16 protein-coding genes are annotated in these 22,552 nt (G+C 73.6%); 5 read left to right on the top strand and 11 right to left on the bottom strand.

Going from position 1 to position 22,552, the window contains the following annotated elements; translation table 11 throughout:
* Positions 1 to 43: 43 nt before the first annotated feature.
* Positions 44 to 1,618, bottom strand: coding sequence for a leucyl aminopeptidase (locus tag AB0C19_RS07615; RefSeq protein WP_266304845.1), 1,575 nt, complete (start codon positions 1,616 to 1,618; stop codon positions 44 to 46).
* Between the two features lie 162 nt (positions 1,619 to 1,780).
* Between AB0C19_RS07615 and gcvT the strand changes: the two genes are divergently transcribed.
* Positions 1,781 to 2,911, top strand: a complete 1,131-nt coding sequence (gene gcvT / locus AB0C19_RS07610; protein WP_357180973.1) for a glycine cleavage system aminomethyltransferase GcvT — start codon at positions 1,781 to 1,783, stop codon at positions 2,909 to 2,911.
* A 72-nt stretch (positions 2,912 to 2,983) separates the two neighbouring features.
* Here the strand turns inward: gcvT and AB0C19_RS07605 are convergent, their stop codons facing one another.
* The 4 genes from AB0C19_RS07605 to AB0C19_RS07590 all read right to left on the bottom strand — a co-directional run bounded on the left by AB0C19_RS07605 (position 2,984) and on the right by AB0C19_RS07590 (position 8,926).
* Complete coding sequence (locus tag AB0C19_RS07605; RefSeq protein ID WP_357180969.1) at positions 2,984 to 4,282, bottom strand: DUF2314 domain-containing protein; 1,299 nt, start codon at positions 4,280 to 4,282, stop codon at positions 2,984 to 2,986.
* 67 nt (positions 4,283 to 4,349) lie between these two features.
* A complete protein-coding gene (locus AB0C19_RS07600; protein ID WP_357180966.1) occupies positions 4,350 to 5,123 on the bottom strand; it encodes an adenosylcobinamide-GDP ribazoletransferase in 774 nt (257 codons plus the stop codon).
* Positions 5,113 to 7,053, bottom strand: coding sequence for a bifunctional adenosylcobinamide kinase/adenosylcobinamide-phosphate guanylyltransferase (locus AB0C19_RS07595; RefSeq protein WP_357180963.1), 1,941 nt, complete (start codon positions 7,051 to 7,053; stop codon positions 5,113 to 5,115). The genes AB0C19_RS07600 and AB0C19_RS07595 overlap by 11 nt, the downstream gene beginning before the upstream one ends.
* A 49-nt stretch (positions 7,054 to 7,102) precedes the next feature.
* Positions 7,103 to 8,926, bottom strand: a complete 1,824-nt coding sequence (locus tag AB0C19_RS07590) for a protein kinase (protein WP_357180960.1) — start codon at positions 8,924 to 8,926, stop codon at positions 7,103 to 7,105.
* Between the two features lie 144 nt (positions 8,927 to 9,070).
* Here AB0C19_RS07590 and AB0C19_RS07585 point away from each other — a divergent pair, with 144 nt between their 5' ends.
* The gene (locus tag AB0C19_RS07585) at positions 9,071 to 9,271 is read left to right on the top strand and encodes a hypothetical protein (RefSeq protein WP_357180957.1); all 201 of its coding nucleotides are present in this window, start codon (positions 9,071 to 9,073) and stop codon (positions 9,269 to 9,271) included.
* Entirely contained in the window at positions 9,271 to 10,065 is a 795-nt protein-coding gene (locus AB0C19_RS07580; protein WP_357180954.1) for a site-2 protease family protein, read from the top strand. Before AB0C19_RS07585 ends, AB0C19_RS07580 begins: the two co-directional genes overlap by 1 nt.
* Positions 10,066 to 10,190: 125 nt before the next feature.
* Here AB0C19_RS07580 and AB0C19_RS07575 read toward each other — a convergent pair whose 3' ends face one another.
* From AB0C19_RS07575 to nadA, 6 genes are all read right to left on the bottom strand, one after another.
* Positions 10,191 to 11,189, bottom strand: a complete 999-nt coding sequence (locus AB0C19_RS07575; protein ID WP_196918984.1) for an aldo/keto reductase family protein — start codon at positions 11,187 to 11,189, stop codon at positions 10,191 to 10,193.
* A 44-nt stretch (positions 11,190 to 11,233) separates the two neighbouring features.
* The gene (locus tag AB0C19_RS07570) at positions 11,234 to 16,132 is read right to left on the bottom strand and encodes a WG repeat-containing protein (protein ID WP_357180949.1); all 4,899 of its coding nucleotides are present in this window, start codon (positions 16,130 to 16,132) and stop codon (positions 11,234 to 11,236) included.
* A 383-nt stretch (positions 16,133 to 16,515) separates the two neighbouring features.
* Entirely contained in the window at positions 16,516 to 17,076 is a 561-nt protein-coding gene (locus tag AB0C19_RS07565; RefSeq protein ID WP_357180946.1) for an XRE family transcriptional regulator, read from the bottom strand.
* Between the two features lie 171 nt (positions 17,077 to 17,247).
* The gene (locus tag AB0C19_RS07560) at positions 17,248 to 17,841 is read right to left on the bottom strand and encodes a DUF3043 domain-containing protein (RefSeq protein WP_355007751.1); all 594 of its coding nucleotides are present in this window, start codon (positions 17,839 to 17,841) and stop codon (positions 17,248 to 17,250) included.
* Between the two features lie 112 nt (positions 17,842 to 17,953).
* Positions 17,954 to 19,309 (bottom strand): UDP-N-acetylglucosamine 1-carboxyvinyltransferase, encoded by a 1,356-nt coding sequence (murA, locus tag AB0C19_RS07555; RefSeq protein ID WP_357180942.1) that lies wholly within the window; start codon positions 19,307 to 19,309, stop codon positions 17,954 to 17,956.
* A gap of 212 nt (positions 19,310 to 19,521) precedes the next feature.
* Positions 19,522 to 20,721 (bottom strand): quinolinate synthase NadA, encoded by a 1,200-nt coding sequence (nadA, locus tag AB0C19_RS07550; protein WP_357180939.1) that lies wholly within the window; start codon positions 20,719 to 20,721, stop codon positions 19,522 to 19,524.
* A 68-nt stretch (positions 20,722 to 20,789) separates the two neighbouring features.
* On the opposite strand from nadA, the gene AB0C19_RS07545 reads away from it, so the two are divergent.
* Positions 20,790 to 21,929 carry a glycerate kinase gene (locus tag AB0C19_RS07545; protein WP_357181615.1) on the top strand — a complete coding sequence of 380 codons (1,140 nt, stop codon included), beginning with the start codon at positions 20,790 to 20,792 and terminating at the stop codon, positions 21,927 to 21,929.
* Between the two features lie 181 nt (positions 21,930 to 22,110).
* Complete coding sequence (gene erpA, locus AB0C19_RS07540) at positions 22,111 to 22,479, top strand: iron-sulfur cluster insertion protein ErpA (RefSeq protein ID WP_091407494.1); 369 nt, start codon at positions 22,111 to 22,113, stop codon at positions 22,477 to 22,479.
* Positions 22,480 to 22,552 lie beyond the last annotated feature (73 nt).

The following is a 22,552-nucleotide window of genomic DNA, read 5'->3' as shown; positions in this document are numbered from 1 at the left end:
TAAAGGGGCCCCCTTGAGCAGGGGGCCCCTTTCGCGTTTTCCGTCAGCCGTTGGCGGCGACATCCTCGACGAGCTGCACCAGCGTGCGGACCGGAACGCCGGTGCCGCCCTTGGTCCAGTAGCCGGTCGGCTCGCCCGAGTGGTAGCCCGGCCCGGCGATGTCGATGTGCGCCCAGGCCACGTCGTCGGTCACGAACTCGCGCAGGAACACGCCGCCCTGCAGCATGTGACCGGCCCGGTCCATCCCGGCGTTGACCTGCGAGATGTCCGCCACATCCGACTCCATGCCCTTACGGACGTCGTCGGGCAGCGGCATCGGCCAGGCCGGCTCGCCGACGGCGTCGCCGACCACCTTCACCCGGTCGCACAGCTGCGGGGTGCCCATCACGCCGGCCATCCGCTTGCCCAGCGCGATGACCTGGCCACCGGTCAGGGTGGAGGTCTCGAACAGGTAGTCGGTGCCGTCCGCGCAGGCGCGGGCGATGGCGTCGCCCAGGATCATCCGGCCCTCGGCGTCGGTGTTGAGCACCTCGACCCGCTTGCCGTTGAACATGGTGATCACGTCACCCGGCCGGTAGCTGGTGCCCGACGGCATGTTCTCCGCCATCGGCAGGTACGCGCTGACCGCCACCGTCGGCTTCAGCGCGGCGATCGCCAACATGGCCGCGCCCACCGCGGCGGCGCCCGCCATGTCGGACTTCATCTCCCACATGCCCTGCGCCGGCTTGATCGAGATGCCGCCGGTGTCGAAGGTGATGCCCTTGCCGACCAGCGCGACCCGCTTGCCGTTGCCGCCGTCCTGCGGGGTGTAGGTCAGCTTCACCAGCCGCGGGGGAGCCTCCGAGCCCTGCCCGACCGCGACGATGCCGCCGTACCCGCCGGCGGCCAGCGCCGCCTCGTCGAGCACCTCGACGCCGAGGCCCGCCTCGCGCGCCGCGCTGGCGACCGCATCGGCGAACGACGGCGGACGCAGCTCGTTCGGAGCGGTGTTCACCCAGTCCCGGCTGAGCCGGACCGCGCCTGCCACCGCCTGCGCCCGGGCGACCTCCGCCTGGGCGCCCGCGTCGCCGGCGTCCGGCACCGCGATGAGCACCTCGGCCACCGGCTCGCGCCGGGTCGGCTGGGGCCGGGTCTTGTAACCGGCGAACCGGTACCCACCCAGCAGCGCGCCCTCGGCGACCGCGCGCAGCTCGGCCGACGCGTCCGCGTCGTCCGGCAGCGGCAGCGCCAGCGCGACACGGGGTGCGCCCGCCAGGGCCCGGATCGCCGCACCGGCGGCCCGACGCAGCGTCTCCGGGGCCGGGGCGGCACCCGACGGCTCCGGGCCGAGCCCGACCGCGGTGACCAGCGGGGCGGTCACGGTGCCCAGCGTGGCCAGCTTGATGACCTCACCCGGCCCGCCGGTCGCGCCGAGCAGCGCGAGGGTCTCGGTCAGCTTGCCGTCGAACGCGGCCGCGATGCTCTCCGCGCCGCTGGCGAGCAGCAGGGTGCCGGCGAGGCCGCTGGTGGCGCCCTGCTCTCCGGTCTGGCTGTGCACGCCGATCACGATCGCGTCGACGGCGAGCTCGGCCGGGTCGGTGTCGACCAGGCTCAGGTTGGTGGTGCGGGGTGAAGTCACTGAAGCTACTCCGGGCGGGCCGGGCCGGTCGCGGCGTCGCGTACCAGCGGTGAAGGTCTCCGGCGGAACCTACCCGCCGGACGTCATGGCTGTCCCGCCGACAGCGCCAGCGGGCTCCCGCCGATGCTAACCAGCGACGTTGCCCCCGGTAAGTTGCCACCCATGACCGACGTGACCTCCGACGCCGCCGCGACCCGGCTGCGTCGTTCCCCGCTGCACGAGCGGCACACCGCCGCCGGAGCCAAGTTCGCCCCCTTCGGGGGCTGGGAGATGCCCCTGGAGTACGCCGGCGGCGGAGTGCTCAAGGAGCACACAGCTGTGCGTACGGCGGTCGGGGTCTTCGACGTGTCACACCTGGGCAAGGCCCGGGTGAGCGGCCCCGGCGCGGCCGACTTCGTCAACTCCTGCCTCAGCAACGACCTGGGCCGGATCGGCCCGGGCCGGGCGCAGTACACGCTCTGCTGCGACGACGCCACCGGCGGTGTGGTGGACGACATCATCGCCTACCTGTACGCCGACGACCACGTCTTCCTCATCCCGAACGCGGCGAACACCGCCGAGGTGGTGCGCCGGTTGCGCGCCGCCGCTCCCGCGCAGGTGACGGTCACCGACGAGCATGAGGCGTACGCGGTGCTGGCCGTGCAGGGCCCCCGCTCGGCCGAGTTGCTGGCCGCCCTGGACCTGCCCACCGAACACGGCTACATGAGCTTCTCCGCCGCGAGCCTGGCCGGGGTGGAACTGACCGTCTGCCGTACCGGCTACACGGGTGAGCTGGGCTACGAGCTGGTGGTGCCGGCGGAGCACGCGGTCGCCGTGTGGGATGCGCTCTTCGCCGCCGGCGCGGCGTTCGAGCTGCGCGCCTGCGGGCTGGCCGCGCGGGACACTCTGCGGACCGAGATGGGTTACCCGCTGCACGGGCAGGACCTCTCCCTGGACATCAGCCCGGTGCAGGCCCGCTCCGGCTGGGCGGTCGGCTGGGACAAGCCGACCTTCTGGGGCCGCGACGCGCTGCTCGCGGAGAAGGCCGCCGGCCCCCGGCGTACGCTGCGCGGTCTGGTGGCCGTCGACCGGGCCATCCCGCGGCCCGGCATGACCCTGCACGTGGGCGACACCCAGGTGGGTGAGGTGACAAGCGGCACCTTCTCCCCAACCCGCAAACAGGGCATAGCGCTGGCCCTGCTGAACACCAACGCCAACCTCGCGGACGGCGACGAGGTCGAGGTCGACATCCGAGGCCGCCGAGCCCCCCTGAAGCTGACGAAGCCCCCCTTCGTAACCCCCTCAGTGAAGTAACCCCACCGCCTTGCCCCGGTGATCAAGAGGTTTGCGTCAAGTTCGGACGAGATCCTGACGCAAACCTCTTGATCAACTGGGGTTCGGGGTTGGGGGTTCGCCTGAGTCCAGGACTGCTTGGGTCCAGCCGCCCTCTATGACGCCTGTCGCGTCCAGGACGGCCCAGTCGACTACCTCGGTCGCCTCCACTACCACTGGGGCGCCGATGCGCACGCTCTGGTCGGTGTTGGCGTCGCTGGCGCTCACGCCGACGATGCGTTCCGGGGTCTCCCACGAGGTGACGCCCGCCCATACGTACTCCGGGCCGTCGTCTCCGGGCAGGCCGTACTTCACCACCAGTTGCGACTCGGTGGGAAGTTGGCCGGCGACGAAGCGGGCCCGCGCGTCATCCAGCGCGGCTCGGGCGGTGGCGACCGCGCGGCTCATCGCGTCGCCGGAGCGGGCGTAGCGCACGTCCGGCTGGATCCCGGAGAACAGTGTCGCGCAGGCGGCGGCGTAGTAGCGCCCGTCCGGGCCGGGGTGCCCGGCCGGCGGGCGCAGGCTGAGGAACGAGTCGGCCTCCGGGTCGGTCGCCGGGTCCAGTTCGAGGCGGAGCAGCACCGGGGCGGTGGCACCGTGCTGCTCCGGGTTGCCGTACGCCACAGCGATGTCGTGCCCGGTGACAGTGGCCAGCACCGGGAGCTGCACGAACGCCGGCACCTCCTCGCCGGTGAGCCCGTCGGTCCAGTCGCGCAGCAGTCGACGGGCCGCTCCGGTCATCACCGCACCCCAGGCGCGGGTGAGGTGGTCGGGCACCCCCTGGGTCTGCAACTCCAGCAGACCGAAGCGGCGCAGCCCCTTGGTGGTGAACCACAGGCCCTCGTTGTCCGAGGAGTACGGCACCAGCACCCAGTCGACCAGCCGGATGCGGCCCTGCTCGTCGGGGAGGGAGCGCAGCGCTGTCGCCGGGTCGAGGAACTGGAGGCCGAAGACGTCCACCACGTCGCTGTCCACGGATTCCGCCACGGCGGCCGCTACCGCCCGGGCGGCCCACTCGTGCGCGGGTGGCCAACCGGGCCGGTACTCGGCCTGTACGACCACCAGGTGCGTCGCCGCCGCCAGCCGGTCCAGCTGCTCCTTCGTGGCACCGAACGCGGTGAGCAGGTCCGGTGGCAGCTCGGGGAACTCGGCGATCGGTCGGGTGTCGACGCTCATCAGCGGGCTGTCGAGCATCTGCCGGGCCAGCCCGTGCACGGGCTCGGCCAGCCGGCCGGTCAGGGCCGCCACCGCTGTCTTCGCACTGACCTTCGGTAGCCCCGCCATCGGCACCAGGTAGGTCGCGCTGAGCGACTCCGGCACCGGTACGGGCAGGAAGTCGTCCGTGATGAGCATTGTGGGATCCCCCGGTGGCCGCGCCGGTGTTGTCGAGCCGAACGCTACCCGGCCCGCCGGGCCCGGTTCAGCCGGACAGCACCAGACCCAGGTAGACCAGCGTGGTGACCACCTCGACTGTCGCGCCGAGGACGTCGCCGGTGATCCCGCCCAGGCGGCGTACCACGTGGTTGAGCAGCCCTAGCGCGACGGCGATCGCGGCGACGACGGCCAGCGGCCCCTGCCACGGACGGCCCGGCACCGCGGGCACCGCCAGCAGCACGACGGCGACCGCGCCGGCGGCCACCGCCACCGGGCCGACCGTGCCGGCGACCAGCGCGCCCAGCCCGTCGGGCCGGGCCGCCGGCACGCCCCGCCGGCAGGCCACAGTGACGCCGAGCCGCCCGGCCGCGGTCGCCGCGACCACAGCCGCGAGGCATGCCGGCCAGGACCGACCGGCGAGGTCGGCGAGCGCCGCGGCCTGCACCAGGAGTACGACCACTAGGGCGACCACCCCGAACGGGCCGACGTCCGGCTTCTTCATGATCTCCAGGGCGGCGGCGCCCCGTCGGTACGAGCCGAGCGCGTCCACGGTGTCGGCCAGCCCGTCCAGGTGCAGCCCCCGGCTGAGCAGCGCGGCGACGCCGACTGTCACACCGGCCGCCACCAACGGTGGGGCGAGCGCCCCGGCCAGCAGCAGCACACCGGCCAGCACTGCGCCGAGTAGCGCGCCCACCACCGGGGCGAGGGCCATCGCCGTGCCGGCGACCGGGCGGTCGATGCGCCCGGCCCGCACCGGCAGCGTGGTGAACGTGGTGACCGCCAGCCGGGCCCCCGCGAGCAGCCGTGGCTCAGCCGGCACGCCAGCCCGACGCCGGCTGCTCGTCCGCCCCGGTGCTGGCCGGGCCCGGCCCGGCCGGCTCCGGCTCGGCGAAGTCGGGCTCGGTCGAGTCGGGCTCGGTGAGATCCGGGTCGGCGTAGCTCGGGTCGGCGTAGCTCGGGTCGGTGGACTCCGGCTCGTCGACGGCCGGGTCGGTGTCGTCGGTGCCGGCCAGCGACGGGTGCACCGGCAGCGCGGCGGACAGCGCCAGCACCGAGCGCAGCAGCGGCAGCGCGACAAGCGCGTTCGCGCCCTCACCGAGATCCATCCGCAGGTCGAGCAGCGGGGTGAGGCCCAGCACGTCGGCGGCGAGCCGGACGGCCGGGTGCCCGCCGTGGTCGGCCAGCAGGCACCAGTGCCGGGCCTGCCCGGCCAGGTCGCGGCTCACCATGCCGGCGGCCAACCCGACCGGCCCGTCGAGCAGCACCGGCACCCGGCGGGCGGTGGCGCCGAGCAGCACGCCGGTGGCCACCGCCACGTCGCCGCCGCCCAGCTCGGCCAGGATGTCCTTGGCGCCGCGCGACGAGCGCCGGGTGCGGTGCAGCGCGTCGCGTACCGCCGCGCAGCGGATCATCCACGCCGCGTCGTCGATCTCGCCGGAGTCGGTGATCACCCGGCCCAACACGGCCGGCGGCTCCGCGCCCGCTGTCGCCGCGAGCACCGCCGCGGCCGCCGCCTCGGTGCCGGCGCCGCACGCGCCGAGCACCAGCAGCTGTACGCCGGCGTCGGCGGCCTGCTCGGCCAACCGCCAGCCGTAGCGCAGCGCGGACTCCACCTGCTCCGGCGCGAGGGCCGGCTGGTCTTCGATCGGCGCGGAGGCCGGAGTGTCCACCACCTGGAGACTCGCGCCGCTCTCAGCGGCCAGCCGTGCCAACGCGCCCTGGCCGGCGCGGGCCTGCGCGGCGCGGCGCGCCGATTCACCGGCGACGGTGCCGGCCGCCGCCCCGCCGGCGTGGTCGCCGTGCAGCAGCAGCACCCGCACCGAGCCCCAGGCGGCAGGGGTCGAGGTGCCCTGGGTGGCGGCGGCGAAGCCCACCACCCGGTCCAGCACGCCCAGCCCGGCGCCCGGTACGTCCAGCGTGGCCAGCCGGTCGATCGCCTGCGGCCCGGCGTACTCGTCGGGCATCGGCAGCTCCATGCCGGGCTGGATGACCAGCCCGGTGGACACCATCGGCAGCGCCATCGTCGGCGCGGCCCACGGGTTGCCCGGCTCCGCGGTCGGGGTGGCCGGAGGCGTGTGGGTCAGCACGTCGGGCAGCTGCACCTCGGGGGTGGGCTCACTGTCGGCCAGGCTCGCCAAGGTCGGTGCGGCGGCGGCCGTCGGCGCGGTCACGGGGGCGGGAACGGACTGTTCAGTCGCGGCGGCGACCGACTTGAGCCAGACCGGCTGACCGGCGACGACCAGTACGACAGCGTCGCAGGCGTCGGCGACCGCGCGGTTGGCCGCGCCGAGCGCGTCGGTGAACGCCCGGCCCAGCGGGGTGGTCGGCACCAGCGACAGCCCCACCTCGGGGCTCACCAGCACCACCCGGGCGGCACAGCCGCGGATCGCCTCGGCCAGTTCGGCGATGGTGGCCACGTCGTCGGCGGGCTGGTGGTCCGGGTCGAGCAGCACCGTCACCCACCCGCCCAGGTCGTCGACGAGCAGCATCTCGTTGGGCTCGGCGGACTCCAACACGTCGGCCAGCCGGCGCGGGTCCTCGGTGGTCTCCTCGGTGGTCCAGCTGCCCGGCCGTCGGGCGCGGTGCGCCGCCAGCCGGGTCGCCCACTCGGTGTCCTCCGGGTCGCCCTCGGGCGCGGTGGCGACGTAGCGGACCACCGGCGCGTCGGTGACCAGGGACTCGGCGAACTCGGACTTGCCGGACCGGATACCGCCGAGCACCAGGACCGTGTTCCACCCGTCTACGGACATGCCCGTACCTTAAGGCCGCCCACGGTTGTGGTGCCTGCCGGCCCGTCGTTCAGTCGCAGTGTTCGAACCCGCTGCCGTAACTGACCCCGCCGGTGGAGCCGCCCCACTTGACGCACGTCCCGGCGGCGGTGGCCCGCACCGGTCCGGCGTAGTAGTCGAAGGACCCGCTGTCGGTGCTGCGTGTCCGCCCCTGCACCTCCAGGTACGCCGAGGCGGCCGACTTCGCGCCGACCGCGGTGTCCTTGAGGGTGACCACGCAGTTGGTGCCGGTGCCCGAGTGGTACAGCAGGAAGACTCGGCCCTTGCGCTGCCCGTCCCCGCCGGTCAGCGTCGCCGAGTCGATCACCTGGTAGCCGCTGCCGCACGCCTGCGCCGCCGTGTACGGGTTGGGCCGGCTCGACGGGGTGCGGGTGGGCGTCGGTCGGCTGCTTGTCGTACCGGTCGGCGTACCGCCCGGCGTCGTGGTGCGCGGGTCCGGCGCGTTGGTTGGCGCGTCGGTCTGTCCGCCGGAGGCGGTCGGTGCGGCGGACGCGGTGCGGCTGGTGCCCGGCGCGCCGCTCGGTGAGGGTCCCGAGGTGCTCGCACCTCCGTCGTCGAGCGCGCCGCCGTCCGGGGCCGCCGCCGACTCGCCGGCCAGTGCGGGTGGGTGGTTCGCCCCACCCGGCTCCCCGTCGGGTCGTAGGGCCGCCACGGCCACCGCGATCAGTGCCACGAGAGCGACAGCGCCAACCCCGACCAGCAGTTGCCGGCGTCGGCCGGACGACCCCGTCCGCAACACGTCCTCCCGGATCGACCCCGGCCCGCTCACCGGCGAGGCCGCGAAGCCGGCCGGCGTGCGCACGGCGGCAGCCCCGACCGGCGCGGGCTGCCCGACCGGCGTCGGTCCGGCCGAGAGCGGCGGTGCGGCCGGCGGCACGGGGGGTGTGGCGGCCAGCGGGGCGGGGGGTGTGGCGGCCGGTGTGACCGGAACGGCCGCGGGCGTCCCCGGGGTGGGGGCGGCCAGCGCCCACGGTGGGCGGGCCGAGACCGGAATGCTCGCCAGTGTCGCGTCGCGGGCATCGGCGGCGGCAGCGGCCAACTCGGCGGCGCTGGCGAACCGGTCCTCCGGACGCTTGGCCAGCGCGCGGCTCACCACTGCGGCAACCGCCGGTGGGGTGTCCGCCGGCAGCGCCGCCGGGTCCTCCTGGGCGTGCCGCAGCGCCACCGCGAGGGGGTTGTCACCGTGGAAGGGCGGCTGCCCGGCAAGGCAGAAGTACGCCACCGCGCCGAGCGCGTAGATGTCCGTGGCGGCCGAGACCGGCTGCCCGGTGGCCTGCTCGGGAGACATGTACGAGGCGGTGCCGAGCACCATGTTCGCGGCGGTGAGCCCCGCCATGGCGCGGGACCGGGCGATGCCGAAGTCGACGAGCACCACAGTGCCGTCGTCCTTGACCAGCAGGTTGCCCGGCTTCACGTCCCGGTGCACGATGCCGGCGAGGTGGGCGGTGTGCAGCGCGTCGGCGGCCTGGGCCAGCACCGACATCGTGGTGGCCGGATCAAGCCGCCCCGCCGCGCGTACCCGGGCGGACAGCGGCTGGCCCTCGACGTACTCCATCACCAGGTAGTCGACCTGGCTGCCGTCGTCGAGCGCGGCCTGCCCGACGTCGTGCACCGGGACCACGCCGGGGTGCCGCAGCGCGGCCAGCATCCGCGCCTCGGCCCGGAAGCGGGCGGTGAACTCCGGATCGGCGACCAGCGACGGCAGCAGAACCTTGACGGCGACCTCGCGTTCCAGCAGCACGTCAGTGCCGCGCCAGACCGCGCCCATCCCACCCGTCGCCACCCGCTCGCCCAGCCGGTATCGGTCCCCGAGCAGCACTCCCCGTGTCAGCACCGAGCCACCGTACCGGCCGGCGTCGATTGGATTGATCCACCCCGTGGGCCCCCGCCGGGCGAGCGAGCGGCCGTTGCGCGCCGGGCCGACTACGCTGGCGAGGGTTCGTCCCACGGGGACTTCAGCGGCGAGGGGAGACGCGGCATGGCGTGGAGCTGGCGGTACGAGGGCACGGACGGCAAGACGGTCGAGGGGCCGGCGGAGTCGTTCGGCAGCCAGGCCGACGCCGAATCCTGGATCGGTCAGACCTGGCGGGAGCTCGCGGCGTCCGGCGTCACCTCGGTCGCGCTCGTCGAGGACGACCGGGTGGATTACCGGATGAGCCTGCTGCCCACGGCCGAGTGATGGCCTACGACCGCCCGGGCGGTGACGGGCTGGTCCTCGGCGTGCCCAAGGCGGCGTTCCGGCCCAGCCCGGTCTTCCTCGGCCTGGTCGCGCTCTTCGCGGTCAGCGGGGTGCTGACCTGGAACGGGTACGGCAGCGTCCGGTTCAACGTGTTCCTCTTCGTGGTGTCCGGTTGGCTGGTGTCGCTCTGCCTGCACGAGTACGCCCACGCGGTGGTCGCCTACCGGGCCGGCGACCGGGACATCGCCCACCGTGGCTACCTGACGCTCAACCCGTTGAAGTACACCCACCCGCTGCTGTCGATAGTGCTGCCGGTGGTGGTGGTGCTGCTCGGCGGCATCGGTCTGCCCGGCGGCGCGGTCTGGGTGGACCGGCACGCCATCCCGGGCCGACTGCGGCACACCCTGGTCAGCCTCGCCGGCCCGGCGACAAACGTGCTGTTCACGCTGGTGCTGGTGGCGGCACTGCGGATCGGCATCGAGTCGGGTGGCCCGGTGGAGTTCTGGGCGGGGGTGGCGCTGCTCGCCTTCCTGCAGCTCACCGCGAGCTTCCTGAACCTGCTGCCGGTGCCCGGCCTGGACGGCGGCAACATGATCCAGCCGTGGCTCAACCCGCAGTGGCGCAAGATGTACGACCTGTTCGCGCCGTACGGCTTCATCCTGCTCTTCGCGCTGCTGTGGAACCCGCGCATCGGCGGCTGGTTCTTCGACGCGGTCTTCGCGGTCGGTGACCTGCTCGGTCTGCCGTCGTGGCTCTACGCCACCGGCCTGGAGCTGATCCGCTTCTGGCGGTGACCGTCTACCGGGCGGAGCTGACCTGGCCGACGACCGGGCGGAGCTGACCTGGCCGACGACCGGGCGGAGCTGACCTGACCCGGCCGGCCGGCGCGAAACCCTCGCGCCGGCCGGCCGGAACGGCGTCAGGGACGCTGCGCGGGGGACTCGGTCTTCGCCGGGTCCCGCTCGGTGACCGGCCCGACGATGTCGTCGATCGCCTTGAGCAGGTCGGCGTCGAGCTTCACCCCGGCCGCCTTCACGTTGTCGTGCACCTGCTCGGGGCGGGACGCGCCGATGATCGCCGACGAGACGTTCGGGTTCTGCAGGACCCACGCCACGGCGAGCTGGGCCATGCTCAGCCCGGCCTGCTCGGCGATTGGCTTGAGCTGCTGCACCCGGGTGAGCACGTCGTCGTTCATGAACCGGGAGATGAAGCCCGCGCCGGACTTCTCGTCGGTGGCGCGGGAACCGGCCGGCGGCGGCTGGCCCGGCAGGTACTTGCCGGAGAGCACACCCTGCGCCATCGGCGACCAGACGATCTGCCCGATGCCCAGCTCCTCACTGGCCGGCACCACCTCGGATTCGATGACCCGCCAGAGCATCGAGTACTGAGGTTGGTTGGAGACCAGCGGGATGTGCAGCTCCCGGGCGAGCGGGTGCGCGGCGCGCAGCTGCTCGGCAGTCCACTCGGAGACCCCGATGTAGTGCGCCTTGCCGGAGTGGACGACGTCGGCGAACGCCTCCATCGTCTCCTCCAGCGGCGTGCTGTAGTCGTACCGGTGGGCCTGGTAGAGGTCCACGTAGTCGGTACGCAGCCGGCGCAGCGAGCCGTTGATCGACTCCATGATGTGCTTGCGGGACAGGCCACGGTCGTTGCGGCCCGGCCCGGTCGGCCAGTAGACCTTGGTAAAGATCTCCAGGCCCTCCCGGCGCTCGTTCTCCAGCGCCCGGCCGAGCACGTCCTCTGCTCGGGTGCCGGCGTACACGTCGGCGGTGTCGAAGGTCGTGATCCCCGCGTCGAGCGCGGCCCGGACGCAGGCGAACGCGGCGTCCTCCTCGACCTGCGACCCGTGGGTGATCCAGTTGCCGTACGAGATCTCGCTGACCATCAGGCCGGAACGGCCCAGGTGTCGGAATTCCATGTACCGACCCTAGCTCCAGTGGATCAACACTGACGACCGGCGACTCAGAGCACCGGGTTGGCGTCGGTGAGTAGCCGGTCGATCTCCTCCAGCACCTCGGTGCGATCGCGGTACACCGGATCGATGAGCGGCACGCCGCGCCGGTCCAGCGCGCCCCACCGCCCGTTGTCGCTCTCGACCAGGAACGCCACCGGGTGGATGACCAGCATCGGGTGCGCCGGCGGGACCAGCACCGTGCCGGTGCGGTCCACCACGCCCCGCCGACCCGCCACGTCGACAACGGCGAGCCCCTCGTCGGTGAAACCGTCGATCTGCTGGCCGTCGGCCAACTCGGTGACGAAGCCGTGGTAGCGGGTGGGCACGATGACCCGACCGGTCCGGTCGACAGCCCCCCATCCCTCGCGCCGCACCGCGGCCAGCCCACGCCGGAACGGTCGTACCTCGGCGAAGTTGGGCGCGACCTGCACCGCCCCGGTCGCGTCGATCGCCGTCCAACCAGCCTCGCCGACCACCCAGGCCAGGCCGTCGCTGAACGGCTGCGCGGCCCGGAAGGACGGCGGGATCACCGTCGTACCGAGCAGGTTGATCAGCGACCAGCGGTCCGTGTCCGGCCGGCGGACCCAGGCCAACCCGTCGTGGAAGGGCTGCGCCTCGGCGTACCGGGCGGGGACGACAACGTCGCCGTCCTGGCTGGTGTAACCCCACAGCGACCCGTCCCGGTCCGGCAACGGGGGTCGGTCCCGGTCGAGCACCTCGTCCCGACCCCGGGGGTACGCCCCGAAGCCATCCGCCTCGGCCCGGACGGTGACCGCGTCGAGGGCCACCCGGACCCGGTCCAGCAGTTCGGCGTCGCCCGCGCCGCGCAGGTCGAGCGCCTTCTCGAAATGCTCGCAGGCCTCCATGAGCCGTCCCTGGTCGTAACACGACCGCCCGGAGTGCTCGTGCAGCGCGGCCCGCAGCCGGTCGGGCAACTCGACCGAGTTGGCCTGGGCGAAGAGTTGGTCGGCCTCGGCGAAGTCGCCGCGCCAGCGCAGCACGTGGGCCAGCCGGGCCTGGGCCAGCGCGGTCCGGCGCAACTCGCCGGTGGCCTCGGCGTAGGTGAGGGCGAGCCGACCGTCGGCCAGCGCGTCGTCCAGGTCGCCGAGAATCCGCGAGGCCACCGCCCGCAGGCTGAGCAGCCGTGCCCGGGCCCGGTTGTCGACCGCCGAGCCCAACTTCTCGGTCAGCCGCCGCCGGATGGCCCGCAGGTCGTCCGGCTCCGTCAACTCCTCGCGCAGGGTGATCGGGTCCAACCGCCACCGGTACGCGGCCAGCACCTGCTCCGGGTCGCCCGGGTCGGCCAGCGACGGGCGGGTCACCACCGGCGGCGCGTCGTCGGGTGGCGCGGACACCGGCTCGTTCTCCCCGTCCGAGCCGCTCCTCGGGCCGGGTACGGCCGAGGCTGGTGGCCCGGAGGTCGGTACTACCGACGCTGGTGGCCCGGAGGTCGGTACTACCGACGCTGGTGGCCCGGAGGTCGGTACTACCGACACTGGTGGCCCGGAGGTCGGCACTACCGACGCTGGTGGCCCGGAGACGGGCGCTGCGGTGGGCGGTGGTGTCGAGGCCGGCGGCGCGGAGACGGGTGCTGGTGCTGGTGCTGGCGGTGCGGAGGACGGTGCTGCGGAGGACGGCTGTGCCGCCGCGGGTGGCGCGGAGACGGGTGCTGCGGAGTACGGCTGCGCTGAGGCGGGTGGTGCGGACACCGGGGCGGCGGTCGGCGCTGGCGGCGCGGAGACGGGGGCTGGGGTCGGCGCTGGCGGCGCGGAGACGGGCGCCGCGGTGGGGAGGGGTGGCGCGGAGACCGGTGCCGCGGCGGACGCTGGCGGCGCGGAGGCAGGGGCTGTCGCGGACGCTGGCGGCGAGGAGACGGGTGCCGCGGGCGGGGCCGATACCGGCGGTGCCGGAGGAGCGGAAACCGGCGTGACCGAGGCGGGCGGTGCGGAGACCGGCGGGCTCGCGTCGTCCGCAGCCGTGGCGTGCAGTGCCGCGTCGCCCCGCCACTCGTCGATTCGCGAGCCCTGCGTCGGGCCCGTGTTCGGATCGTCTATCGCGTCCGCCGGCTCGTCGGGTGGCGCGAGTTCGTGCTCGACCGGATCGGTGTCCTCGCTGGGCGAAGCGGTGAGGGGCTGCTGGCCGGCCTCACCCTCGGCTTCGGTCCGCTGGTGGGGCATCGCGACGACAGGTGCGCCGGAGACGGGCTGGTCGCCGTCCAGCGCTTCCATGTCGAAAGTGGGCTGCGGATCGTCGTTCAGGTCGTCCGCCCAGAGCCGAGGGGCACCGGAGACGGGGTGAGCGGGTGGCGCGGAAACCGGCTCGAATGCGTCCTCTGGTGTCGACCCACTGGCGTGCTCGTCGGCCACGTCGGTGTGGGTGTCGGCCGCAGACGTCGACGTCTGCGCGTCCGGTGTCGCGGAGAGGTCGGGGTCGCCGGCCGTCGACTCGTCGTCGACCGGGTCGAACGACCGCTGGTCCGTCGCCGGCTCGGCCTGGTCGGATTCGGCGGGCTGAGCGGGGCTGAACCACGCCTCCGGCCCGCGGGTGCCCGGGACGTCGTCCGGCTCGTGAACGGGCGCCACCGGCTCTTCCGAGGGCGGCGGGGGCACGTAGCGGCGCGGCGTACCGGGGGCCGGTGGGAGCACCGGTGCCGGTGGCTGCGAGGCCGCCGGAGTCGGAACCGCGGGCGTCTGGTCGGCCGGGGCCGGGTCGGGGCGGGTCGCCAGCGGCGGCGGTGCCTGCCAGGTGGGTGGCGGGGCCACCGACGGGCGCGCGTCCGCCGTCGGAGATAGCCGCTCCGGCGAGTACGGGCGCTGCTGCGCGGCCGGTCGCTCCGGCGCGGCCGGTCGATCGGCGGGGTGCGGCCGCTCCGCCGGGGGCGAGCGGTCCGGGGAGACCGGGCGGCGGTCGGTCGGTGGGGTGCCTGCCAACGGGTCGCCGACCCGACGGCGGTCCGGGCCCGGCTCCTCGCCGCGCCGCTGGTCAACCGGACGGTCCCTGCTGTCCGGGCCGGGGTAACGCGGCGGCGGGGCGGGACGCGCGCCGGATGCCGGTGGCGGTTCGGCCAGTGGCCGGCGTTCCGATGCTGGACGGGCATCCGAGCGCTCGTCGGCGCCGGGCGGGTCCACCGGCGCGGGCAGGTACTCCAGCCGCAGGCGCGCGGCGGGTGGCCCCGAGACGGGCCGGTCGGAGGTGGGGGACACCGGAACGGCCGACACCGGTCGGTCTCGACCGGGCGCGGCGGGGGAGACGGGGGCGGCCGATACCGGTCGGTCCCAAGCGGGGGAGACGGGCGCTGGCGACACCGGTCGTTGCGGGGAGGCCGGGGCGGCCGATACCGGTCGGTCCCAGCCGCGGCTGGCGGGGGAGTCGGGCGCTGGCGACACCGGTCGTTGCGGGGAGGCCGGGGCGGCCGATACCGGTCGGTCCCAAGCGGGGGAGACGGGTGCCGGCGACACCGGTCGTTCCGGGGAGACCGGCATGGCACGGCCGGAGGCCGGCGGCGCCGTCGCGGCCGGGCGTACCTGTCGCTCGTCGTAGCGTGCCGGAGTGGCCGCCGGGCGCTCGTCAGGCCGGGACGGCGTGGCCGCCGGCCGCTCGGGCCGCGCGGCCGGCCGCGACGCGATGCCCGGCTCGGGGCTGCGGTGCGGGTCCGTGGTGCGGTGCGGGTCGGTGCGGTGGCCGGGCTCCCTGGTGCGGTCCTGGCGCACCGGACCCGGTGCTGGCCAGGGCAGACTGCCGTCCGAGCGTTGGCCCGGCTGTGGCCGGGGCTCGCGGTACGCATCCTCACGGGGCGCGTCCTCGCGGTACCCGTTGTCGCGGTAGGTGTCCGGGCGGGCCTGCTCGCGGGGTCGCCGGTCCGGGTACGCCTCGGCGCGGGCGGCCGCCTCACGGGGCTGCTGCCGGTGTGGGTCGGTGTCGGGCCGCCGCCGGTCGTCGTCGAGGCGGGGCTGGTCGGGGAGGTCCGGATCGGGGCGACGCCGTCGTCCACCGTTGGGTGAGGGCGCTGCGCCGATCCCCTCGTCCGGGCGGTAGCGCGGCTCCGGGCGGCGCGGGTCGTCGGCGGCCCGGTCCGGGTACCCGTCGGCGCGGTATCGCGTGCGGCCGTCAACGGGTGCCCACGGGTCGACCGCGTCGGCGACGCGGCCGTCGTGGTCGCGGGTGGGTCGGACGCCGTACCCGTCGCCGGTGTGCCGTTCGTAACCAGCGGCCGGTCGTTGCGGTGTGCCGCGCCGACGTGGTGTGTCGTCCGGCTCGGGCACCCAGCCGGGTTCGGGCCGGGGCGCGGGGGAGACCGGCGGAGAGCCTCGGTAACCCCGGTCCCGCTCGGTGGGCTCCTGCCGGGGACGGCGGCTGTCGTACCGCTCGGGGGTGGGCTGGTCCTGGTGCCAGGCGGCTTCCCGCGCGGGCCCCCGCTCGTCGGCGGGGCGTCGGTCGGACCAGGCGGTACGTCGGTCCGACTCGGGCGAGCGGCGGTCGTCGCGGCGGGGTGGCTCGGGCAGCGGACGACGGTACGGCTCGTGGTCGTAGTGGCGGGAGTCGGCGTTGTCGGGCCGGCCGTAGGCGGAGGTGTCCGTCGAGAGTTCGTCGCTGCGGAGTCGGCTGTAGGCCGATGCCTCGCCAGGCTCGTCGTCCACCCAGGAGCGGCCGTGTGGTGTCTGTTCCGCTGGTGGTTCGTCGGACCAGGACCGGCCGAGGTAGGTGCCGTCCGGGCGGGTGGGCGCCAGCGGCGGCACTTCGGCGCGACCGGACACCGTCGCGCGGCCGCGCGGTGGCGGCTGGTGCGGCATGCCGATGTCGCCGGCGTAACGCTGGCCGGGGAACTGGGGGTGCCACTCGGTGGTCGGCTCGACCACCCAGGACGGTTCGTTCGGGTCTGACCACCGGTCGGTGTAGCGGCCGTTCATCCGTCGAGCCCGTCGCCACACCCGGCCGCTGGGCCGATTCTCGGCGGGGTTGAGGTGTCCGCAGCCGCCGTCGGGTGACCAATGGGCGTCCGGTCGCCGCCTGCCACGCCCCGGTGGCCGGCTCGCGTCCGCTCGCTCACGCGTTGTCACCTCGTTGCAAATTGTCGCGCTGGGGCCGCACGTGCCGGTCAGATCGCTGCTCCGGCAGGCCGTGGCTGCGGATGGAGGGTAACGGCGTGGGCTCGCTCACCGCCACTGTGGTGCCGCCCACCGGCGCAAACGTTATCCCATTGGTTTCGGACATTTGGTCCTATAAGCGAATCTGGCCTCCGACCATACCGCACACGAAGACCACCCGGCTGCGGCGGGATCGCCGTCCTCGTTCAGGGGTGCTCCATGATGAGGACGGCGAACGTACCGGGAGCGAGCGCCTCGTAACGGTGCGGGGCGTCGCCGGGAAACGTGGCGTAGTCGCCGGGTTCGAGTTCGACAGGTGCCGCCTCGGGTCCCACCCGCAGTCGGCCGGCAGCGACCACCACGTGCTCGATGCTGCGCGGGGTGTGTCCGTGCCCGGCTCGGACCGCGCCCGGTTCCAGCCTGATCAGGTAGATGTCCCGGCGCAGGTGCGCAGCGCCGGCGCTGAGCAGCGTTCCGCTGAAGTCGGCCCGCTCGGAGCGGACGCGCGGCCCGTCCCCGGCCCGGATGACCCGTACGCCGTCGTCGACGGGCTCCACCAGCCGGCTGAACGGCACACCGAGTGCGACGCCCAGCGCCCAGACCGTCTCCACACTCGGGTTTCCGGTGCCCGACTCCAGTTGGGAGAGGGTGGACTTGGCCACCCCCGCTCTGCGGGCCAGCTCGGTCAGCGAGATGCCGACCCGTTCCCGCTCCCGGCGCAGGGCGGCGGCGATGGTGGCCAGGGGGGCAGCCGGTTCCGAAGGCATGCCTTCGCTCCATTGGTCAAATGTTCGGTCTGTCGAACAACGACCCGTTCAGCATGATGAACGCACGACAAGATCCGCGCAGTTACGGCAAAACTGCTGCCTCAGAGGTGTCTGAGGCAGCAGTTTTGGCGATGTCGCGCGGATCTGGAACTGCGGGAGTGGAGCCGGGGGTCAGACCTTGTCGCCCAGCTTGACCTGGGGCGCGGGAGCGCGCATGCGTCGGAAGGTGATCGACCGCATGACCGCGTAGAGGAAGAGCGAGCCCATCCGCTGGTCGGTCTTCGGGAAACGTTCCCGGACCAACTTGCTGATCTTGCGGCAGATCAGCACCGAGTCGACCACCACACCCAGCGCCAGCGCGCCCCAGAGCACGTTGGAGATCAGTCGGACCACCGGCGGCATGGCCGCGTTCGACCCGACCAGCACGATCAGCGCGCCGCCGAAGAACCAGGTGCCGACGGTACGCCGGGAGTCGACAACGTTGCGGGCCAGCAGCCGCTCCGGGCCACGGTCGCGGGGGCCACCCTCGCGGCGGAACTCCGACGCCGCCTCGGCGCGCAGTTGACGGCGACGCTCCCGCTCCTCCTCCTTGGTGAGGGGACGCGTGGGACCGGCCGGGCGACGGCCGACGGTCGGCCGCTTGGGCGTCTCCCGACCCTTGGCCGGGGTGTAACCCCGGGAACGCTCAGCGGTCTCCTCGGGGGTCACCGAGGTGACGGCCTCGTCGACGAGGTCGGTGGACTTGCGGCGAAAGAGCGACGGCACGCGGCAAGGGTAGCCAACGGTCCGCGCCCGGTGCACATCGCGGTACAGCGGCGACGGCTCCAGGTCGCAGCGCGACCTGGAGCCGTCGTATCCGAACGATGGGTGAGCGAGGTTACGGACGCTCGGCGTGCGCGCCCAGGTCGGCGAGCTTCGCCTCGAAGTCCTCGTAGCCCCGGTTGATCAGGTCCACGCCGTACACCCGGGAGGTGCCCTCGGCCGCGAGCGCCGCGATCAGGTGGCTGAACCCGGCCCGCAGGTCCGGGATGACCAGGTCGGCGGCGTGCAGCTTGCTCGGCCCGGCGATCACCGCGGAGTGCTTGAAGTTACGCCGGCCGAAGCGGCACGGGGTGCCACCGAGGCAGTCCCGGTAGACCTGGATGTTGGCGCCCATCGAGTTGAGGGCCTCGGTGTAGCCCAGCCGCTGCTCGTAGACCGTCTCGTGGACGATCGACAGGCCGCGGGCCTGGGTCAGCGCCACGACCAGCGGCTGCTGCCAGTCGGTCATGAAACCGGGGTGCACGTCGGTCTCCAGCGCCACCGCGTTCAGCTCGCCACCCGGGTGCCAGAAGCGGATGCCGCCCTCCTGGCCGGGGTCGCCCAGCTTCGGCGCGCGGGCGTCGGTGACCTCGTACTCGCCGCCGACCGAGCGGAAGATGTTCAGGAAGGTCATCATGTCGGCCTGCTGCGCGCCCAGCACCTCGACGTGACCACGGGTCGCCAGGGCGGCGGCCGCCCAGCTCGCCGCCTCGATCCGGTCCGGGATCGGCCGGTGGGTGTAGCCGTGCAGCTTGGGCACGCCCTGGATCTCGATCACCCGGTCGGTGTGGACCTTGATGATCGCGCCCATCTTCTGCAGGATGCAGATCAGGTCGATGATCTCCGGCTCCACCGCGGCGTTGCGCAGCTCGGTGACGCCCTCGGCCATCACGGCGGTCAGCAGCACCTGCTCGGTGGCGCCGACGCTCGGGTACGGCAGGGAGAACTTGGTGCCGTGCAGCCCGTTCGGCGCGGACAGGTGCAGACCCTCCGGCCGCTTCTCGACAGTGGCGCCGAACTCTCGCAGCGCCTGGAGGTGGAAGTCGATAGGGCGCGGGCCGATGTGGCAGCCGCCCAGATCCGGGATGAACGCGTGCCCGAGCCGGTGCAGCAGCGGGCCGCAGAACAGGATCGGAATCCGGCTGGAACCGGCGTGCACGTTGATCTGGTCGGTGCTGGCGCTCTCCACGTTCGCCGGGTCGAAGACGAGCTCGCCGTCCTCGGCGCCGTCGGTGACCTTGACGCCGTGCAGGCCGAGCAGACCCCGCACCACCTCGACATCGCGGATCTTCGGCACGTCGAACAGCCGGCTCGGGCTGTCGCCGAGCAACGCGGCGACCATCGCCTTCGATACCAGGTTCTTCGCGCCGCGCACGCGGATCCGCCCTTCGAGCGGAGTACCTCCGTGCACAACCAGGACGTCGTCGGTCAACGCAACCTCCAGCGCGTCGGTGCTGCCGTGTTGATGGTGGGGCGCCTGAACGTTGTCGCTACCCCGGATGCGGCCATGTCGAAACGGCCCGCGTGTGTCGTCGCTTGGGCAGCATAGCCCTCGGTGACGAAAAAGGACTCGGTCACATCGGCGTGTGTGGCATTAATCGGTGATCCGGCACTTTTGCGTACCAAGAGCGCTACGGATCGTGATCAGGGCACCGTCGGCGGCGGAGTGTCCGCGCCGGGCAACGCGAGCATCTGATCGAGCGCGACCCGGGCGTGGTGCGCGGTGTCGGGGTCCACCGTGATCTGGTTGACGACCCGGCCCGCGACCAGCTCCTCCAGGGCCCAGACCAGGTGCGGCAGATCGATCCGGTTCATCGTCGAGCAGTAGCAGACGGCCTTGTCCAGGAACATGATCTGCTTGTCCGGGTGCGCCAGCGCGAGCCGGCGGACCAGGTTCAGTTCGGTGCCGAGCGCCCACGCCGAGCCGGCCGGAGCCGCCTCGATCGTCTTGATGATGTATTCGGTGGAGCCGACGTAGTCGGAGGCCGTGACCACCTCGTGCCGGCACTCCGGGTGGACCAGGACGTTGACCCCGGGCACCCGCTCCCGTACGTCGTTGACGCTCTCCAGGGTGAACCGGCCGTGCACCGAGCAGTGCCCCCGCCACAGGATCATCTTGGCGTCGCGCAGCTGCTCCGGGGTGAGCCCGCCACCGGGCTTGTGCGGGTCGTAGAGCACGCAGTCGTCCAGCGACAGGCCCATCTCCAACACTGCGGTGTTGCGGCCCAGGTGCTGATCCGGCAGGAAGAGCACCTTCGACCCCTGCTCGAAGGCCCAGTCCAGGGCGCGCTTGGCGTTCGACGAGGTGCAGACCACGCCGCCGTTGCGGCCCACGAAACCCTTGATGTCGGCCGAGGAGTTCATGTACGTCACCGGCACTGTGTCGCCGGCGATGCCCAGCTCGGCCAGCGTGTCCCACGCGGCCTCGACCTGGCCCAGCACCGCCATGTCCGCCATCGAACAACCCGCCGCGAGGTCCGGCAGGATCACCCGCTGGGTGGCGGTGGTGAGGATGTCGGCGCTCTCGGCCATGAAGTGCACGCCGCAGAAGACGATGTACTCCGCGTCCGGGCGGGCCGCGGCCTCCCGGGCCAGCTTGAACGAGTCGCCGGTCACGTCGGCGAACTGGATCACCTCGTCGCGCTGGTAGTGGTGCCCCAGCACGAAGACCTTGCTGCCCAGCTTCGCCTTCGCGGCGGTGGCGCGGGCCACCAGATCCGGATCGCTGGGCGCCGGCAGGTCGCCCGGACACTCGACGCCGCGCTCGGTGTCGGGGTCGCTGCCCCGGCCGAGCAGCAGCAGAGCCGTCGCCGTGTTGGAGGGTTCCACCCAGGTCGAAGTCACGTAGCCCATGGTCCCACAGCGCGAGCGCGACGCAGCCTCGCTCGGTGTGGGCTGCCACACTGCTCGGCATGCGCGTGTTGCTCTGCCCGGACAAGTTCGCCGGCACCCTGTCCGCACCGGAGGTGGCCGCCGCCGTCGCCGCCGGTTGGCGCACCGTCACCGACGGAGACGATCTGCTGATCCGGCCCCTCGCGGACGGCGGACCGGGCTTCGTGGAGGTGCTCGCCGAGGCGCTCGGCGGCCGGCGGGTGCCGGTGCCGACTGTCGATCCGCTCGGGCGCCCGACGCCCGGTGAGATCCTGCTCACCGCCGACGGCTCGACCGCCTACCTGGAGAGCGCGCAGGCGTGTGGCCTGCACCTGCTCTCCGCGGCCGAGCGCGACCCGAAGACCACCACCTCGTACGGGCTGGGTCTGTTGGTGGCCGCCGCTGTGGAGGGCGGTGCCCGCACCGTGGTGATCGGGCTGGGTGGCTCCGGCACCAACGACGCCGGCGCCGGAATGCTCGCCGCGCTGGGCGTGACACCTCTCGACCAGGGTGGCGCCGCGCTGCCGTACGGCGGGGCGGCGCTCGCCGCGGTCGACGCGCTGGACGGCGCGCCCCGGCTACGTGGGGTCCGGCTGGTCGCGGCCACCGACGTGGACAACCCACTGCTCGGCCTGCACGGCGCCAGCAACGTGTTCGGGCCACAGAAGGGCGCCGACCGCGCCGACGTGTTGCTGCTCGACGCGGCCCTGGAGCGTTTCGCGGCGGTGCTGGAACGGGACCTGAACGGCTGTCCGGCGGGGCTCGGCGCGCTGCCCGGGGGAGGGGCCGCCGGTGGCATCGGCGCGGCGCTCCTCGCCCTCGGCGGCGACTGCGAGTCGGGGATCGGCCTGGTCACCCGGGCCACCCGTCTCGACGCCGCGCTGGACACCGCCGATCTGGTGATCACCGGTGAGGGGTCGTTCGACCACCAGTCGCTGCGCGGCAAGGTCGTCGCCGGGGCGGCCGGCGCCGCCCGCGACCGCGGAGTTCCCTGCGTGGTGGTGGCCGGGCAGGTGAGCACCGGCCGGCGGGAGGCCGCCTCGGCCGGGGTGACCGACGCGTACAGCCTGGTGGAGCACTTCGGCGGCGAGCAGAGCGGCGGGCTCGACGCGGCGCTGAGCCGGCCCGCGGAGGGGTTGCGCGAGCTGGGCGCCCGGCTGGCCCGGCAGTGGAGCCGCTGAGCGTTCCGACCGCCAGCGCGCCCGCCCCGACCGAGGGCCTACCTGCGGCGGGGGTCACGCCACGCGGGTGAGCACGGCCAAGGCGGCGTAGGATCGGCTGAGGACCACAACCGGGAATCACTGGACGGCGCGTGACGTTGGCCAGTGCGTCCGGACCCAAACCGCGCAGGGAGACTTCCACGTGACCACGCCAGCGCAGACCGAGTCGACCGAGGCCAAGGCCCCTACTTCCGTCGTCCTCACCGACGTCGCGGCGCAGAAGGTCAAGGCCCTGATCGAGCAGGAGGGCCGCGACGACCTGCGGCTCCGCGTCGCCGTGCAGCCGGGCGGCTGCTCCGGCCTGCGGTACCAGCTCTTCTTCGACGAGCGTTCGCTCGACGGTGACGTCGTGACCGACTTCGGTGGTGTCGAGGTCGTCGTCGACCGGATGAGCGCCCCGTACCTTTCCGGCGCGACGATCGACTTCGCCGACCGGATCGACGCCCAGGGCTTCACCATCGACAACCCCAACGCGGGCAGCTCCTGCGCCTGCGGTGACTCGTTCAACTGAGTCACACCACACACCAGCGACGATGGGGCCGTTCTTCGGGACGGCCCCATCGCCGTACCGGTCGGGTCTCGCA

The sequence above is a fragment of the Micromonospora sp. NPDC048842 genome, from assembly GCF_040649935.1.
GTDB lineage: Bacteria > Actinomycetota > Actinomycetes > Mycobacteriales > Micromonosporaceae > Micromonospora > Micromonospora hortensis.
This window is presented reverse-complemented; position numbering and strand designations above follow the sequence as displayed.

Coding starts and splice junctions, on each gene's coding strand:
- gcvT (WP_357180973.1), top strand. CDS start 1,781: ATGACCGACGTGACCTCCGACGCCGCCGCGACCCGGCTGCGTCGTTCC.
- AB0C19_RS07605 (WP_357180969.1), bottom strand. CDS start 4,282: ATGCTCATCACGGACGACTTCCTGCCCGTACCGGTGCCGGAGTCGCTC.
- AB0C19_RS07595 (WP_357180963.1), bottom strand. CDS start 7,053: ATGTCCGTAGACGGGTGGAACACGGTCCTGGTGCTCGGCGGTATCCGG.
- AB0C19_RS07585 (WP_357180957.1), top strand. CDS start 9,071: ATGGCGTGGAGCTGGCGGTACGAGGGCACGGACGGCAAGACGGTCGAG.
- AB0C19_RS07580 (WP_357180954.1), top strand. CDS start 9,271: ATGGCCTACGACCGCCCGGGCGGTGACGGGCTGGTCCTCGGCGTGCCC.
- AB0C19_RS07575 (WP_196918984.1), bottom strand. CDS start 11,189: ATGGAATTCCGACACCTGGGCCGTTCCGGCCTGATGGTCAGCGAGATC.
- AB0C19_RS07570 (WP_357180949.1), bottom strand. CDS start 16,132: ATGAACGGCCGCTACACCGACCGGTGGTCAGACCCGAACGAACCGTCC.
- AB0C19_RS07565 (WP_357180946.1), bottom strand. CDS start 17,076: ATGCCTTCGGAACCGGCTGCCCCCCTGGCCACCATCGCCGCCGCCCTG.
- AB0C19_RS07545 (WP_357181615.1), top strand. CDS start 20,790: ATGCGCGTGTTGCTCTGCCCGGACAAGTTCGCCGGCACCCTGTCCGCA.